Origin of the sequence: Enterococcus sp. AZ015 (assembly GCF_050499225.1) — a bacterium.
Taxonomy (GTDB): Bacteria; Bacillota; Bacilli; order Lactobacillales; family Enterococcaceae; genus Enterococcus_D; species Enterococcus_D entomosocium.
This window is the reverse complement of sequence record NZ_JBMHEX010000001.1, coordinates 2,927,031-2,942,705: the sequence shown is the minus strand read 5'-3', so window position 1 is coordinate 2,942,705 and position 15,675 is coordinate 2,927,031. Positions and strand designations below refer to the sequence as shown.

Genomic DNA, 15,675 nt, shown 5'->3' with positions numbered 1-15,675 from the left:
TTTTTATCCTCGCAAATTCCCAACTCCTACCGCCATAGCCTAAAATTCCATGTATAATAAAGAAAACGACCGTTTTATTTGGCGGAGGGAAAAGAAAAAGCAAAAGAGGTGCAAACTATGAGGATGAATCAAGAAAAGCTGACTTCATCAAATGGGAAGGATCAGCTTTTTGTCAAAACGTGGCTGCCAGAAGAACAGCCAAAAGCAGTCGTGCAAATCGTCCACGGAATGATTGAGCACATTGAACGTTACCACGAGTTTGCGGAATGTTTAACTGCACAAGGCTATGCGGTGGTCGGTCATGATCACTTAGGGCATGGGCAATCCGTGAAGGACACACAGGCTTATGGGGATTTTGGTGAAAAAGAGGGTGCCAAACATTTAGTGGCAGATGTGGCAATAGTCCATCAGTACGCCGCTGCTTGCTATCCAGACCGACCATACTTTATCTTAGGTCACAGTATGGGATCGCTGGTTTTGCGGAATTATTTGTTTAGTCAGCCACATCCATTGACAGGAGCGATCATCATGGGCACCACGATGGAAAAAGCCGTGCTGATGCAAGGAGGTAAACTCGTTACGAACTTGTTGCGGCCGTTTGCCGCTCAGCAATGGCCTTATCACGTAATGGAACAGCTAGTTTTTGGCCAGCACAACCGGCGTTTTCGTCCCAATCGGACCGCCAAAGATTGGTTGACCAGTGATCCGCAGCAAGTGGATCGCTATTTGAAGGACCCTTACACCCAATTTCATTTTTCTTTAGCAGCTTACAAGGATCTCTTTACATTGACACAAGCTGCCAGTGATCCGGATCAACTGCGCAAGATTGATTCAGAATTGCCGCTGCTGCTGATTTCAGGTGGAGACGATCCTGTTGGGCACTATGGCAAAAGCGTCCGCCAATTGGCTCAGCAACTGAAGCAAAATGCTGACGTGACGATGTATTTGCTCGAACATGGCCGTCATGAGATTTTGAATGAGCGCAACCGCGAGATCGTTTACAATGAAATTTCTCGCTGGCTATTTGAAAAAATGCCGAAATGACGAACGTTAAGAAATTGGTAGTCTTTTCTGAAAATTCAAAATTATTTTCTCTTTTAAGGCTTTTTTCATTTTCGGCTATCTGTTATAATGATTTTCACATCTAACATAAAGGAGAGATTTTTTGTATGACAGTTTATAACTTTTCAGCTGGTCCTGCCGTATTGCCCCGTCCCGTATTGGAGAAAGCACAATCCGAACTTTTGAATTACCGCGGAAGTGGGATGTCCGTTATGGAGCTGAGTCATCGGTCCTCCTTGTTTGAAGCAATCATTAAAGATGCAGAAGCACTTTTACGAAAATTAATGGGAATTCCTGAAAACTATCAGGTACTGTTTTTACAAGGCGGAGCGAGTCTCCAATTCAGTATGATCCCTTTGAATCTTGCACAAAACAAAAAAGCCTTATACGTAAATACCGGTTCTTGGTCGAAGAAAGCTATTGAAGCAGCAAAAGCGCTTGGAAACGTGACGGTGGAAGTCATTGCCTCTAGTGAGGATCAAAACTTTACTTATATTCCAGAAATTTCAGAAGATGCGATCGATCAAGAAGCGGCTTATTTGCATATCACCACGAACAATACCATTGAAGGGACGGCCTTTCAAACGATTCCGCAGGCTGGCAATGTGCCGATCGTAGCAGACATGTCCTCAAATATTTTAGCCAATGACTATCGCGTAGAAGACTTCGGTGTGATTTATGCTGGGGCCCAAAAGAATATTGGTCCTGCAGGGTTGACGGTAGTGATCATCCGAGAAGATTTACTCAATGATGATGCTGTTTTCGCTCCAATGCTGGATTATCGTCTACAGGCTAAAAATGACTCATTGTACAATACACCACCAACGTATGCTATCTATATTGCTAAATTGGTGTTTGAATGGTTGGAAGAATTAGGCGGCATTCCTGCAATTTTAGAACAAGACCGCCAAAAAGCGGCGCTTTTATACGAAACGATCGAAGCCTCTGCTCTTTACAGTAGTCCTGTGGCTGTTGATAGCCGTTCACTAACGAATATTCCTTTTGTAACAGGGGATAAAGCATTAGATCAGCGCTTCAATGAAGAAGCTGTCAAAGCTGGTTTTGAGAACTTGAAAGGGCATCGTTCCGTTGGAGGAATGCGAGCAAGCTTGTACAATGCCTTTCCATTAGCTGGCGTTCAAGCGTTAGTCGACTTTATGAAATCATTTGAAGCGGAGGTCAAATAAATGTTCCAAATCAAAACATTCAATGCGATCGCACCAGAAGGATTACAGCGTTTAGAAAAAGAAAAGTATGCCATCAACGAGAGCGACCAACCGCAAGGGATTTTGCTGCGCAGCCAGAAATTGCACGATTACGCTTTTCCTGAAAGTGTCTTAGGTATTGCTCGTGCAGGGGCTGGGACCAACAACATTCCCGTCAAAGCATGTACTGAAAAAGGGATCGTCGTCTTTAATACACCCGGTGCCAATGCCAATGCGGTCAAAGAATTAGTGATTGCTAGTCTGCTCTTAAGTGTCCGCCCGATTTTACGAGGTGCCCAATGGGTCCAAACCTTGAACGGTGATAATGTGGAAGAACAAGCAGAAGCACAAAAAAGTCAATTTGCTGGAACAGAGTTAGAAGGCAAAAAGTTAGGAATCATCGGCCTTGGTTCTATTGGAGCGATGGTTGCCAACGATGCTTATCGTCTAGGGATGGAAGTAGTCGGTTATGATCCTTACGTGTCAGTGGATACTGCTTGGACGATCTCTCGTCGGGTCAAGCGTGCCAATGATATTGCGGAAGTCTTTTCAACCTGTGATTTTATTACGGTTCATGTACCGCTAATGGAAAACACCCATCATCTCGTCGGGGAAGCCGAACTTGCGAAAATGAAAACAACAACGAAGCTATTCAACTTTTCCCGTAAAGAAATCGTCGATACAGATGCCGTTTTACGTGCGTTAAAAGCCGACCGTTTAGCTGGCTATACGACTGATTTTGCGGATGAACAATTGCTGCACAATGAAAAAGTACTCGTCTTGCCGCATTTAGGTGCATCAACAGAAGAAGCTGAAGTCAACTGTGCCAAGATGGCAGCCCGAACATTGAAAAAATTCTTGGAATTCGGGACCATCAAGCGCTCGGTGAATTTTCCAACCGTTGAGATGGCTTTTCATTCGCCTTATCGTCTGACGATCATCAATCGCAATGTACCGAATATGTTAGGTCAGATTTCGTCGATCATTGCGGAATCTGGGATTAATATCGACAATATGCTGAATCGTGGACGGGAAGACTTTGCTTACACCCTAGCAGATGTCGCTTCTGAAGATGAGGCATTGTTGAATCAATTAGCCGATAAACTGCGGGAGAACGAAAATATCGTTCGTGTACGGGTCATCAAAAATCAGGAGGTTGGGTATTAATGGTTCAAGTATTTCCGTTTAAAGCCATTCGTCCAGAAGCCTCATTGGCAGAAAAAGTGGCCGAGCTGCCTTATGACGTGGTCAATTCACAAGAAGCCGCAGCGTTTGCGCAAGGCAATCCTTACAGCTATTTCCACATCGACCGTTCGGAGATCGACTTGCCAGGAATCGATCCTTATGATCCACAGGTGTATCAAAAAGCGGCTGAAAATCTTGCATCTTTTCAAGAAGAAGGCTGGTTGATTCAAGAAACGGCGCCCGCATATTATTTGTATGAATTGACGATGGCTGGCAGAAGTCAAACTGGGCTTGTCGCCTGTACCTCGATCGATGATTATGTCGCTGGGAAAATCAAGAAACACGAGTTTACCCGTCCAGAAAAAGAAATCGATCGGATCAATCATATTCTGGCATGTGATGCCAATACAAGTCCGATTTTCTTGAGCTATCGCCAACCAGCAGCAGTCAAAGAAGCGATCGATGCGTGGCAAGCAGAGCATGCGCCGATCTATGATTTTGTCAGCTATCATGAGGTGCAGCATCGTGTTTGGCTGATCGATGATCCAGCGCTAGTCGCCTCTTTTGCCCAGCAGTTTCAAGCTGTAGATGCCCTCTATATTGCGGATGGACATCACCGTACAGAGTCAGCAGTTAAAGTTGGCTTGCAAAAGCGAGCCGATGGCCAAAGCAGCCAAGAAAGCGACCGCTTTTTAGCAATCTTATTCCCAGAAAATGAATTAGCGATTTGGGAATACAATCGGGTCTTGCGGGTACCGGTGCCAGAAACCTTTTTTGAGCAGGCAGCCCAGCATTTTACGATTCAAGAAACTACAAGGAAGAAACCAGCGCAACGTGGTTCGATTCATCTGTACCTAAACCATGCGTGGTGGGAGTTGACCATCAAACCGGAAGCTGTGCCGCAAGATGCGGTAGGACAGCTGGATGTGTCGCTTTTACAACAATACGTGCTGGCTGATATTTTCGCGATCCAAGATGTGCGGACAGACAAACGCATTGATTTTGTCGGCGGGATTCGTGGTCCAGAAGAATTGGAACGTTTGGTGGATAGCGGAGAATGGACATTGGCTTTTTCCATGTATCCAACGCAAATGGCCGATCTTTTGGCAGTAGCCGATGCGGGAGAAATCATGCCGCCAAAATCAACTTGGTTTGAACCAAAACTGTTGAGCGGTCTGTTTTTACATGATTTAGAAACGAATTAACCAAAAAAGCTTACGAGGCTACCTCGTAAGCTTTTTTCGATATTAGAAGTTGCCGAGTGTTTCGATGATCAAGCGGACATTCAAGACCGTCAGTGCAATGGCACAAATCCAGCCTAAGGTAGAGACCCATAGCGGATTCTTGAAGCGTTCCCCCATGATTTTTTTTGAGCTGGTAAAAAGAACCAGCGGAATCATCGAAACGGGTAAGGCGATGCTTAAAAAGACTTGCGAATAGATCAGCAGATCGTCCAGAGCTTGTTCGTTGCCGCCAAAGTAAATCGTACAAAGCAAGACGGGGATCACCGATAAGCCACGGGTGATCAGACGTCGCGCCCAAGTAGGGATCTTCATATGGATAAATCCTTCCATCACGACTTGGCCTGTCAGTGTCCCAGTGATCGTTGAATTTTGACCGGATGCCAAGAGCGCTACGGCAAACAGAACGCTCAAGACTGGACTGGCGACAGCACCAGCAATGGAGGAATCTTGCAATGCATTGAACAGCGCGGAGAAGGTGCCGACTTCTTCGCTATGACCAAAGAACAAGGCGCTTCCTAAGATCAAAAGCAGGCAATTGACCAAAAACGCAGCGGATAATTGGATATTGGAATCCCAAGTAGCGAACCGCACGGCCGTTGCCACTTCTTGAGTATCGCTGCGATCGATTTTTCGTGACTGGGAGATCGAAGAATGCAGATAGAGATTATGGGGCATCACAGTCGCACCAACGATCCCCAATGCCATTGTCAGCTGCCCATGGTTCAAGACTTGTTTTTGGGGAATAAAGCCTTGCAAGACAGCCGGTAGATCCGGTTGAGCAATAATGACTTCGTAACAAAAGACCAGCATAATGACCAAAATCAGTGTCATGACGATCGCTTCGATTTTACGGAAACCTAGTTTCATTAAAAAGAGCAGAAGCAATACATCGAAAATCGTTAAGATGACCCCAACTAATAACGGTAAGCCGAATAGTAGATTGAGAGCGATCGCTCCTCCGATCACTTCCGCGATATCCGTTGCCATGATAGCCAATTCGGTGACGATCCACAAGACAAAGCCTAAACCTTTGCTGGTGTGTTTACGAGTTGCTTGCGCAAGGTCCATCTGGGTCACGATCCCTAGCTTGGCTGCCATGTATTGCAGTAGCATAGCGATCAAACTGGAAATCAAGATCACAGAAAGTAAGAGATAGCCATATTCAGCACCGCCTCCGATCGAGGTGATCCAGTTTCCTGGGTCCATATAGCCCACGGCTACCAATGCCCCAGGACCAGAGAACGCTAAGAGATTGCGCCAAAAGCTGCCGTTTTTTGGGATGGCAACTGTATTATTTATTTCTTCCAAGCTAGGACCGTTGGCCGCTTGGATCAATTTTTTTTCTTCATTCATCGTTTCACACCCTATCTTTTTAGGTATACCTAAAAACAAATCTATTGTATTCCTCATTTATGGATTTTTCAAGAGAAACCTTTTGGAAGTCAGAAGGAAGGACAAAAAAACAGCAGCCAAGGGGATGGCTGCTGCCTGTTAGGTTTTCTTATAAAATTAGTCGGCGCGTAAAGCGATCGCTGCATCTTTTTTCGCTGCCATTCGAGCTGGAATGTGGCCGCCGATCATGGTTAGAACGGTGCTGACGGCAATCAAGATCAGGCCGTGGACCGGATTTAATTGAGCAACATTTTCGAGATCAGTCATACTATATAAGATTGCGTTGATCGGGAATGTGGCTAACCAAGCAATGAGGACACCTAAAGCTCCTGAAGCGATCCCTAAAATACAGGTTTCGGCATCGAAGACGCGGGTGATGTCTTTTTTACGAGCACCTAATGCTTTTAAGACCCCAATTTCTTTCGTGCGTTCTAGTACAGAGGTATAAGTGATGATACCGATCATGATCATGCTGGTTACCAAGGAGATTCCTGCAAAAGCGATCAAGACATAGGTGATGGCATCCATCAAGCCACCAGTCAATTGAGTCATCGTACCGGCTAAATCGGAATAAACGATTTGGTCTTCTTTGTCTTTGCCTTTGTTGAAGTCATCCAAGTAATCAAGGATTTTTTCTTTGGCACTGAAATCATTTGGATAGATCATAATGCTGTTTGGTAAATCACTGCCGCCGAGATAAGCGATCAATGAATCTTTGGCACTTTCGTCAACGGGTTCATTCGTCATCACGTTGGTGTCGCTATCTTTTTGTGCTTGGACGATCGCTGAGTCTTGGTTTTCTTTGATCACTTCTTGCGCGAGGGCATCACTGTAGGCAATGCCGGTTGAAAGCAAGTTCATCGTAGAGTTTTGCTTGATACGTAAGATTCCGCTGATCGTTAATTCTTTGTTGTTGCTGTTATCGAAAACTTCATTTAAATCTTGGTTTGGAATGAAGTTTCCAGTCGGCAATTCGGTGTAAAAGGCATCATTAGACGCCAATGTGATTTTTGTTCCCACGATATCGTCGAAGGAAACCGTGTCACCATCTTCAATATCAAAACCGAGATTGATCAATGCATTGACATTCGTTACGTTGTTTTCATCGACGATCAAAACGACATCTGTGCTGGCACTTGGGTAGCTGCCTTCTAAAAGGTCATAGTTGTCTTTCAAGAAATTGCCGTTATCCTCTGATAACTGCTCAGGGAAAGTCGAAACCCCAATACCGGTTGAGGCACTCATGGCAGACATCATGGCATTGGTCTGTTCATTGTCAGGCGACGCGTTGGAGAAGCTGACTTGTTCCACATTGTCATCGATCTTGCGGAAAAGATTCAATGAAGTTGAACGAGTGTAGCCGATATTGTTACTTAACTCAGGATCAATGTCGTTGATGTAATCGAGAAACTCTTGATCGATTTTGTTGATATGGGTTGCACGATCCGTATCACTTAATTTGGCAGTGACCTCTTTATCTGAAGGGAAATCTTCAGATTTATCCCGCGTACCCATCGCTGATGGATCTTGTTCAGTGGCCACTTGTGAGATCGTGATCGGAAAACGAGCTAATGTTTCTGACTGGGTATTGTCGATTTGTTTTTGGAATCCCGTTGATAGTGACAAAACAATGGCGATTCCGATGATTCCGATACTAGAAGCAAAGGCTGTCAAGAAGGTGCGCCCTTTTTTGGTTCGGATATTGTTAAACGACAAACGTAAGGCCGTCATAAAACTCATTTTTGTGTGCTTTAATTCGAATTGGTCTTTCTTTTGGCCTTCGACATGGGGGTTCGAATCTTTAATGATTCGTCCGTCTTTGAATTCAATGATCCGTCCAGCGTATTTGTGGGCCAATTCAGGATTATGAGTAACCATGATGACCAATTTTTCTTTTGATAGTTCTTGGATCAGTTCCATGATTTGGACACTTGTCTCTGAATCTAAGGCACCTGTAGGTTCATCACAAAGGAGGATATCAGGATCATTTGCTAAGGCACGAGCGATCGCTACCCGCTGCATTTGACCACCAGAAAGCTGATTTGGTTTTTTGTGCATATGCTCAGCTAAGCCCACACGCGTCAAAGCATCGGTTGCTTTGGCGCGTTTTTCTTCTTTTGACACACCGCTCAAGGTCATTCCAAGCTCGACGTTGTCGATGATGCCTAAATGACTGATCAAATTGTAGCTTTGGAAGACAAAGCCGATCGAATTGTTCCGATAGGCATCCCAGTCGCGGTCTTTAAAGGACTTGGTTGATTTGCCATTGATGATCATATCACCAGAGTCGTAATTATCTAAGCCGCCGATCACGTTCAACATGGTTGTTTTCCCAGAGCCGCTTGGCCCTAAAATGGCAACAAACTCTTGTTTACGAAAGGCGACGGTGACGCCGTCGAGGGCTTTCGTAGTACTGGCGCCAACTGTATAATACTTCTTGATATCTTTTAATTCTAACATGGGGTCACTCTTTTCTTGCCGTTTTCACGATTATTTTCATTATGTAACCACGCTATCATAATGGTTAACAAAAATCAACGATTATCATTGTTTAAACAAATAATTTATACTAAACTAAAGACAGAAAAGAGGGAGAGTATGGAAAAAGCGTTAGGAACATTCAATATGGCGGTGTTTGCGGAGATCTTTTCGCTGATGGGAAACATATTGTTTGAAGAAATCGGTCTGGAAGATTTAAAATTGACCAAAATGGAAATCTTGGAACTCGTGGTGATCTCTAGTAATGAAGGAATTACGATGTCCGAGTTAGCCCAGCAAATCGGTACATCAAAAGTCCAAATCAGTCGTTCGATCTCGGGGTTGGAAAAGGCTGGCTTTGTGGTACGCAAAACCAACGGCGTCAATCGTCGCAACGTCAATGTTTATTTGGAAGAAGCTGGGAAGCAGTTGTTTGTCCAAAAGAAAAAACAAGTGGAAGACCGCTTGAATGCCAAAACCGCTCAAATGGCTGTGGAAGATATCCAGCAGTTGAGTCAGTCGTTGACGGAGGCAGTGGGGATCTTGCGTAAATATGACATTTTACGGACTGGCAATCAATGTGAGAAGAAGACACCGTTTGATTAAAAAAGGGTGAAGCAATCGTTTGCTTTTCAATCACTGAATTAATTTCATATTGACTTATATTATCGATTTTTTAGATAAAGCAACCGATTGCGTTTTTCTCTTGTTTTGACTTCTGATTTGTGCGACAATGGGTGTATCAAACAAGTCAAAGGAGTCTGCTATGAATACTACTGCCATCTATCATCGTCCCGAAAGTGAATTTGCGTATTTGTACGAGAAGGATAAAATGCATATCCGTTTGCGTACCGCCCGTCAAGACGTCCGCCATGTCCAGCTGCTTTGCGGTGATCCTTACACACTGTATAAAGAAGCTTGGTACCAACAAAGAATTGAAATGCAAAAAATTCTTTCCACGGACTTGCATGATTATTGGCAAGTATCGGTCGGAGCAGAATTCCGCCGTTTGTCTTACGGCTTTTCCATCGAAAGTTACGATGGGTTGCATGTCTTCTATGGGGATCACGGGGTCTACCCCTTTGAACAGCAATATTTAGAAATGAACAACAATTATTTTCGGATGCCTTACTTCCAAGAAGCCGATCGTTTCAAAATTCCCGAATGGGCGAAAGAAACGGTTTGGTATCAAATTTTCCCTGAGCGCTTTGCAAATGGGGACCCATCAAATGATCCTGAAGGTGTGTTGCCATGGAGCTCAAAAAATCCCGATCGCCAAGACTTTTTCGGTGGGGATCTACAAGGAGTCATCGATCATTTGGATTACCTTGTCGATCTAGGAATCAATGGGATCTATTTCTGTCCGATTTTTGAGGCATATTCGAATCACAAGTATGATACCATCGATTATTTGGCCATCGATCCTGCTTTTGGTGATAACGATACCTTTAAACGATTAGTGGAGGAATGCCACAAACGCGGCATCAAAGTTATGCTGGATGCTGTTTTCAACCATATGGGGGATACTTCGCATCAATGGCTAGATGTCATCAAAAACGGCAAAGATTCGCCGTTTGCTGATTGGTTCCACATCAATGAGTTTCCTGTCAACTACAAAGAAGGGGAAAACTTTGAAGATGCTTATGACATCACCTATGATGTTTTTGCCTTTACGCCGCATATGCCGAAACTCAATACGGAAAATCCCGATGTGCAAGATTATTTGTTGAAGATCGCTCGTTATTGGATCGAAGAATTTGATATCGATGCTTGGCGCTTGGACGTGGCTAATGAAGTTAGTCACTTCTTCTGGAAAAAATTCCGCCAAGTGTGTGATGAGGCCAAAGATGATTTTTATATCCTTGGGGAAATTTGGCATTCTTCTCAACGCTGGTTACAAGGCGACGAGTTTCATGCAGTGATGAACTACGCCTTTACAGATGCAATCATTGAATATTTTGTCAAAGACGAGATCTCCATGACGAAAATGGTCTCGGAATTAAATAACCAGCTGATGTTGTATCGGGAGCAAACCAACCAAGTGCAGTTCAATATTTTGGATTCTCATGATACCCCGCGTTTGTTAACTTTGGCTCGGGGAGACAAAGACTTGATGCGCCAAGTGATGGCCTTTACGTATCTGCAACAAGGAGTTCCTTGCCTGTATTACGGCGATGAGATTGGTTTGACCGGTGATATGGATCCGGATTGTCGTAAATGTATGATTTGGGATGAGGAAAAGCAAGATCGTGATTTGCTGCATTTCACCCAGTCATTGATCAAACTACGCAAAGACAACCAAAAAGTCTTATCTGAAGGTTCCTTGAGTTGGAACTGGGTTTCGGAAGAAGATGGCCTGATCATTTTCGAACGAGAGTTGGGGGCACAGCGGATCATCGGTATTTTCAACACTGGCGAGGACCAACTTACACTCTCTCGTCCTGATTCAATTTTGATGGAACAGTTTGTCCAACTGGAAGATGAGACGATGATCATCGATAACAAAGGCTTTGCTATCGTGAAAGTAAATAACGAAGAATCGAATGAAGCATAAAAATGAGGCAAGAATTGCATATGCAATTCTTGCCTCATTCAATGTTTTGGGTATTTTTAATTTCCCCATGCACGTTGGAAAGAATCTTCCCCAAAATTCCTTCTGTCGGTATTATATCCTATAACACCTAAATGTGACAAATGATAACCCTTAAATATAGGTAGTTTTTTCCTGAAACGGGGAAAACGATTGAAAATTTAGATAGTTCTGCCTTCTTTTTGCGCTTCTTTCCACGAAAGGCCTTTTCTTTTTTACAAGATATGATAAACTAGTAAAAATGTATTTTTATTCGAGGAGTGATTTGATGAGTACAGGGTATCACATAGCAGTTGTCGGAGCTACCGGCGCAGTAGGAACAAAAATGATTGAGATGTTGGAGAAGACCACGTTACCGATCAAAAAAATAACGTTGTTGGCATCCAAACGTTCTGCTGGGAAGACCCTTGTGTTCAAAAATGAACCACTCGTTATTCAAGAGCTGACCGCAGATTCCTTTGCGGGAGTCGATATTGCATTGTTCAGTGCCGGTGGTGGCATTTCAAAACAATTTGCTCCAGAAGCAGTCAAACACGGTGCAGTCGTAATCGACAATACCAGTCATTTTCGGATGGATCCGAATGTTCCTCTAGTCGTTCCTGAGGTGAATCCTCATGCATTAGCGCAACATAAAGGAATCATTGCCAATCCGAATTGTTCAACGATTCAAATGATGGTGGCATTAGAACCGATTCGTCAAAAAGTCGGTTTATCGAGGGTCTTGGTTTCAACGTATCAAGCAGTTTCAGGTGCTGGCGCACAAGCCTTGGCTGAATTGACTCGTGAATCTCAAGAACTATTAGCCGGCAAAGCCGCTGATGAACTAAATCCTGAGATTTTACCAGCAGGCAGCGATAAAAAGCACTACCCAATCGCGTTTAACGCCTTGCCACAAATCGATGTCTTTGCTGAAGACGACTATACTTACGAAGAGTGGAAAATGATCAATGAAACGAAGAAGATCATGGAAGATGCGCAGATCAAAGTAGCAGCTACGTGTGTGAGAATCCCTGTGTTTAGCGGTCATTCGGAGTCGATTTATATCGAGACCAAAGACCATGCCAGTGTTGAGGAAGTTAGGCAGTGGATCAGCGAAGCCCCAGGAGCTGTCTTGCAAGATGATCCGAGTCAACAAGTGTACCCGCAAGCTTTGACCAGTGTGGACAAAACGGCAACCTTTGTTGGTCGGATTCGCAAAGATTTGGATGTCGAAAACGGCTTGCATTTATGGGTCGTTTCTGATAATTTGCTGAAAGGTGCGGCATGGAACTCTGTTCAAATCGCCGAAAGCCTGCATCAGCAAGGATTAGTTCATGTGTAAACCATAAGTTTTTCAGAAAAGTGTGGTGAATGCCACGCTTTTCTTTTTTTTGTTGTATAATAACTAGCTTGATATATCACGGTTTATCAAGGAAAAGTCAGTTTGACTACCCTTTTGACTAACCCATAGATTTACCCAGCAAAAATTCTCGACATAGCGGCCGCAACGTGCGCATCATCTTTAGTAGCGTGAGCATATATGCTCATAGTTGTTGCTGCGCTTGAGTGACCTAACCGGCGTTGCACATCTGTGATCGATACGCCAGCGTTTAACAGTAAAGATGCGTGTGTGTGACGTAACTTGTGCGGTGTGAGATTGTTACCCGGGTAATGACTCATAACAGTTTTGGGATAGTTCTGATATATGAAGCTATTAAATTTATTTGTAACAATTAGTTGTTCGCTATCAGATTTGGCTCTAATTCCTCGTCTAAAAAATTCTTTTTTCTGAGAGGTCTTCCATTGTCTGAGAACTTCTAACGTGTCAGGATCGAGCGAGATTGTTCTGTACGACGATTCTGTTTTAGGAGTTGTTAGAGTGAGTTCTTTTAGTAATACAACTGCCTTGTTTATACGCAATGTTTTTTTGTCAAAGTCAACGTCATCCCAAACCAAAGCAGCCAGTTCACCTTTGCGAATCCCAGTGTAAGCAAGTAGCCGAACAAGAACGTACTCTTTTTCAGGGCGATGCTGTTTAGTCCAATTCAGAAAATCCGCCAGCTCTTCTTTTGAGTAGTAAGTCTGATCATCCGATTTCTTTTTCGATTTTTGTTTCGGTATGTCAGTTAGCGCCATCGGATTTTTGGAGATTATCTCTTTTTTCATAGCAAATTCAAATATCTTATTTGCATATGATTTGTAGATCCGACAAATGGATGTTTCCGTGGACCACTGGTTGACTGCGTTTTGACAGTCCTCATAGGTAATTTGATCAATGACTAAATGACCAATAGCTGGGAGAATATGATTTTTAAAGTGGATATCCGTTTTTTCCAACGTAGTATCTTTAACAGTGAGCTTATAAGTTTGATACCACAATTTAAAAACGTCGTTAAAAGTGGTATACTTCTTTTGTTGAGTATTACCTTTGGCTGGTGCTTCGTCAACGCCAGCTTCTAGACGTGCTAGCGCTAGTTTTGCCTCCTTTTGAGTTGCAAAGCCTCTGCGTGTAGTGCGCCTTTTTTTACCTGTTTTTGGATCAACTCCTAGATATAAATCAAATTGATAAGCGGTTTGACCGTTCTTTTTTTTGTACTTTTTGATTACTGCCATATTTGTTATCCTTTCCAGCGGGCATGCATGAAAAGGGTAATGCCCTCAGCGCGAATCGAACACGCTTGACGCACCAGCGAGGGAAGAAAAGCTATATATACGTATCCTATTTTTGCTATTTATCAAAACGATGTTCGTATGCCTCTTGAAATAGATTTTGATAATCGTTATTGTTGTGATACCAATCCATGATAATATCAACATTATCGTCCGATACGTTATTAGCTTCAAGGGATGTCTTGGCATAGTATGTTAGATTATCAAACATTAACATAGCCTCGGCAACTTTAAATTGTCTTGAGTTCTTCTCTATGTTGTCGATTATCAATATAGGGCTGCGTATAGTATTCGATTCATCATATAAGTATTCTTGAAATTCACTGAATCCTTTTGGATTTAATGACTCATAGTATGTTTCTAGATCCTTAACGAGGCTAGAGACTTCTTTATAATCTTCATTTGTAACTACATAGTTTTTATCAGGTAGATACTCATTGATTTTAATAAAAGTAGAATATAACTCTTTTGTTGTGTTCGAGAAATTATAAAAATCTTCTGCCACTGTCTTCTCTAAACCTAGTTTTTCAAGTTCGTTATCAGTACTACAAGCAGCTAATAAAATACTTGTTACTACTAAAAAAATGGGTAAGAATATATTCGTCGGTAACTTACTTAGCATTCTGTCGATCAAATCTAATAAATTATTGCACTTTGCGATGGATGATGAATCAGGTACACTAGATGAATGTAAATCTTGTAGTCTCTCAAATGTTGACTCATGGGGGTGTTTGTCTAAGACTTCAATTCCACTGGCGACTATCGGAATAAAATTTGATAATTTCCTAAAAACAACTTTTATATTCATTTTCCTACCTCTTTCTGATAAAATATTTGTGTAATAGCAAAAAGAGATTGCTCCTGCCGAAGGCCCAACTTTGGCAGGAGTATTTTGTTTATATGAATATCAATGAAAATTCTCTCAGTACGAGTCGAACGTACTTATTGCACCGGCGAGAGTTGATGAAAAAGCACTCAGTAAGCCGTTTAAATTTTACATATGCTATTATTTTATCAAATATAGCAAAAAACGTTAGTTTATATTAAGAAATGTGGTAAAGTATAACTGGTGAATCTTTTCACTTACTGCTTATTTTGGTCGTCAAGCTGAAAACGGATAAATTCAAGTACAACTTTTTTTCGATCGTCATCTAACTGATTAAACAATGATTCGATAGATTGAGTATATTCGTTACTGGATAGATCTACGTTCATCAAATCATCTATATCAATTTTGAAAATTTTTGAAATTTCATTCAGCACCTTTAGTTTGGGAGTGTATTTTCCCTTTTCCCATTCACTGATTGATGATGAACTCTTTCTGCCAAGCTTTTCTGCTAATTCAATTTGTTCCATATTGTGTTTCTCTCTAAGATACTTTAAATTCTTTGCAAACATCACTAACGCCCTCCTTGAATACATCATATCACTGCTTCGGAAAAAATGAAATGCTTTTCCGATTATTTGTTGATTTTTCTTGATTAAGATAGAAAAGCTAACATCTGTTTCGGAAAAACTGAAATAAAAGTCTTGACTTCAGAAAAACCGAAATATATACTTGGGTTAGCAAAATATAAACGAGGTGAAAATTATGGCGGAAATCAAAAAAGAAAAATATACATTGGAGCAACTGAGACGACTAAGAGGATATTCAAAAGAACGCCTCGCAAAGAAGAGCAATGTCACATCTAGAACAATATTTATCTACGAAACAGACATCGAAAAAATGCGTAATGGTAAATACGAAACATTAGAGAAGCTGGCCAAAGCTTTGGGTGTAAGGGTTGCAGATATTTATTTAGACCCTGATTCGGAAAAACCGAAAAAGCTGATATAAGTTTTCTAGGGCGTTAGGTGTTTATTGATAGAA

13 protein-coding genes are annotated in these 15,675 nt (G+C 42.3%); 8 read left to right on the top strand and 5 right to left on the bottom strand.

Annotated elements, in window-relative coordinates; genetic code table 11:
* Nucleotides 1-117 precede the first annotated feature (117 nt).
* From IGK85_RS13725 to IGK85_RS13710, 4 genes are all read left to right on the top strand, one after another.
* Nucleotides 118-1,044: an alpha/beta fold hydrolase gene (locus tag IGK85_RS13725; protein ID WP_008380378.1), complete on the top strand. Its 927-nt coding sequence runs from the start codon at nucleotides 118-120 to the stop codon at nucleotides 1,042-1,044.
* 125 nt (nucleotides 1,045-1,169) lie between these two features.
* The gene (gene serC / locus IGK85_RS13720; protein ID WP_005233933.1) at nucleotides 1,170-2,249 is read left to right on the top strand and encodes a 3-phosphoserine/phosphohydroxythreonine transaminase; all 1,080 of its coding nucleotides are present in this window, start codon (nucleotides 1,170-1,172) and stop codon (nucleotides 2,247-2,249) included.
* Nucleotides 2,250-3,434, top strand: coding sequence for a phosphoglycerate dehydrogenase (locus IGK85_RS13715; RefSeq protein WP_008380381.1), 1,185 nt, complete (start codon nucleotides 2,250-2,252; stop codon nucleotides 3,432-3,434).
* Nucleotides 3,434-4,657 carry a DUF1015 domain-containing protein gene (locus tag IGK85_RS13710; RefSeq protein WP_429972312.1) on the top strand — a complete coding sequence of 408 codons (1,224 nt, stop codon included), beginning with the start codon at nucleotides 3,434-3,436 and terminating at the stop codon, nucleotides 4,655-4,657. The genes IGK85_RS13715 and IGK85_RS13710 overlap by 1 nt, the downstream gene beginning before the upstream one ends.
* 42 nt (nucleotides 4,658-4,699) lie before the next feature.
* On the opposite strand, the gene IGK85_RS13705 is transcribed toward IGK85_RS13710, so the two are convergent.
* On the bottom strand, nucleotides 4,700-6,049 hold the full coding sequence (locus tag IGK85_RS13705) for an Nramp family divalent metal transporter (protein ID WP_008380385.1): 1,350 nt from the start codon (nucleotides 6,047-6,049) through the stop codon (nucleotides 4,700-4,702).
* A gap of 156 nt (nucleotides 6,050-6,205) precedes the next feature.
* Entirely contained in the window at nucleotides 6,206-8,548 is a 2,343-nt protein-coding gene (locus IGK85_RS13700) for an ABC transporter ATP-binding protein/permease (protein ID WP_008380388.1), read from the bottom strand.
* Between the two features lie 138 nt (nucleotides 8,549-8,686).
* Between IGK85_RS13700 and IGK85_RS13695 the strand changes: the two genes are divergently transcribed.
* From IGK85_RS13695 to IGK85_RS13685, 3 genes are all read left to right on the top strand, one after another.
* Nucleotides 8,687-9,172, top strand: coding sequence for a MarR family winged helix-turn-helix transcriptional regulator (locus IGK85_RS13695; protein WP_008380390.1), 486 nt, complete (start codon nucleotides 8,687-8,689; stop codon nucleotides 9,170-9,172).
* Nucleotides 9,173-9,332: 160 nt separating this feature from the next.
* Nucleotides 9,333-11,120, top strand: coding sequence for a glycoside hydrolase family 13 protein (locus tag IGK85_RS13690; protein WP_008380392.1), 1,788 nt, complete (start codon nucleotides 9,333-9,335; stop codon nucleotides 11,118-11,120).
* A 304-nt stretch (nucleotides 11,121-11,424) separates the two neighbouring features.
* Nucleotides 11,425-12,477 (top strand): aspartate-semialdehyde dehydrogenase, encoded by a 1,053-nt coding sequence (locus IGK85_RS13685; protein WP_008380394.1) that lies wholly within the window; start codon nucleotides 11,425-11,427, stop codon nucleotides 12,475-12,477.
* Between the two features lie 131 nt (nucleotides 12,478-12,608).
* Here IGK85_RS13685 and IGK85_RS13680 read toward each other — a convergent pair whose 3' ends face one another.
* The 3 genes from IGK85_RS13680 to IGK85_RS13670 form a co-directional block, all read right to left on the bottom strand.
* Nucleotides 12,609-13,748 carry a tyrosine-type recombinase/integrase gene (locus tag IGK85_RS13680; protein WP_429972311.1) on the bottom strand — a complete coding sequence of 380 codons (1,140 nt, stop codon included), beginning with the start codon at nucleotides 13,746-13,748 and terminating at the stop codon, nucleotides 12,609-12,611.
* A gap of 115 nt (nucleotides 13,749-13,863) precedes the next feature.
* Nucleotides 13,864-14,613, bottom strand: a complete 750-nt coding sequence (locus tag IGK85_RS13675) for a hypothetical protein (protein WP_429972310.1) — start codon at nucleotides 14,611-14,613, stop codon at nucleotides 13,864-13,866.
* Between the two features lie 275 nt (nucleotides 14,614-14,888).
* Nucleotides 14,889-15,203, bottom strand: a complete 315-nt coding sequence (locus IGK85_RS13670; protein WP_254904878.1) for a helix-turn-helix transcriptional regulator — start codon at nucleotides 15,201-15,203, stop codon at nucleotides 14,889-14,891.
* Nucleotides 15,204-15,396: 193 nt separating this feature from the next.
* Between IGK85_RS13670 and IGK85_RS13665 the strand changes: the two genes are divergently transcribed.
* A complete protein-coding gene (locus tag IGK85_RS13665; RefSeq protein WP_008380402.1) occupies nucleotides 15,397-15,642 on the top strand; it encodes a helix-turn-helix domain-containing protein in 246 nt (81 codons plus the stop codon).
* Nucleotides 15,643-15,675 lie beyond the last annotated feature (33 nt).

Coding starts and splice junctions, on each gene's coding strand:
- IGK85_RS13725 (WP_008380378.1), top strand. CDS start 118: ATGAGGATGAATCAAGAAAAGCTGACTTCATCAAATGGGAAGGATCAG.
- serC (WP_005233933.1), top strand. CDS start 1,170: ATGACAGTTTATAACTTTTCAGCTGGTCCTGCCGTATTGCCCCGTCCC.
- IGK85_RS13715 (WP_008380381.1), top strand. CDS start 2,250: ATGTTCCAAATCAAAACATTCAATGCGATCGCACCAGAAGGATTACAG.
- IGK85_RS13710 (WP_429972312.1), top strand. CDS start 3,434: ATGGTTCAAGTATTTCCGTTTAAAGCCATTCGTCCAGAAGCCTCATTG.
- IGK85_RS13705 (WP_008380385.1), bottom strand. CDS start 6,049: ATGAATGAAGAAAAAAAATTGATCCAAGCGGCCAACGGTCCTAGCTTG.
- IGK85_RS13700 (WP_008380388.1), bottom strand. CDS start 8,548: ATGTTAGAATTAAAAGATATCAAGAAGTATTATACAGTTGGCGCCAGT.
- IGK85_RS13695 (WP_008380390.1), top strand. CDS start 8,687: ATGGAAAAAGCGTTAGGAACATTCAATATGGCGGTGTTTGCGGAGATC.
- IGK85_RS13690 (WP_008380392.1), top strand. CDS start 9,333: ATGAATACTACTGCCATCTATCATCGTCCCGAAAGTGAATTTGCGTAT.
- IGK85_RS13685 (WP_008380394.1), top strand. CDS start 11,425: ATGAGTACAGGGTATCACATAGCAGTTGTCGGAGCTACCGGCGCAGTA.
- IGK85_RS13680 (WP_429972311.1), bottom strand. CDS start 13,748: ATGGCAGTAATCAAAAAGTACAAAAAAAAGAACGGTCAAACCGCTTAT.
- IGK85_RS13675 (WP_429972310.1), bottom strand. CDS start 14,613: ATGAATATAAAAGTTGTTTTTAGGAAATTATCAAATTTTATTCCGATA.
- IGK85_RS13670 (WP_254904878.1), bottom strand. CDS start 15,203: ATGTTTGCAAAGAATTTAAAGTATCTTAGAGAGAAACACAATATGGAA.
- IGK85_RS13665 (WP_008380402.1), top strand. CDS start 15,397: ATGGCGGAAATCAAAAAAGAAAAATATACATTGGAGCAACTGAGACGA.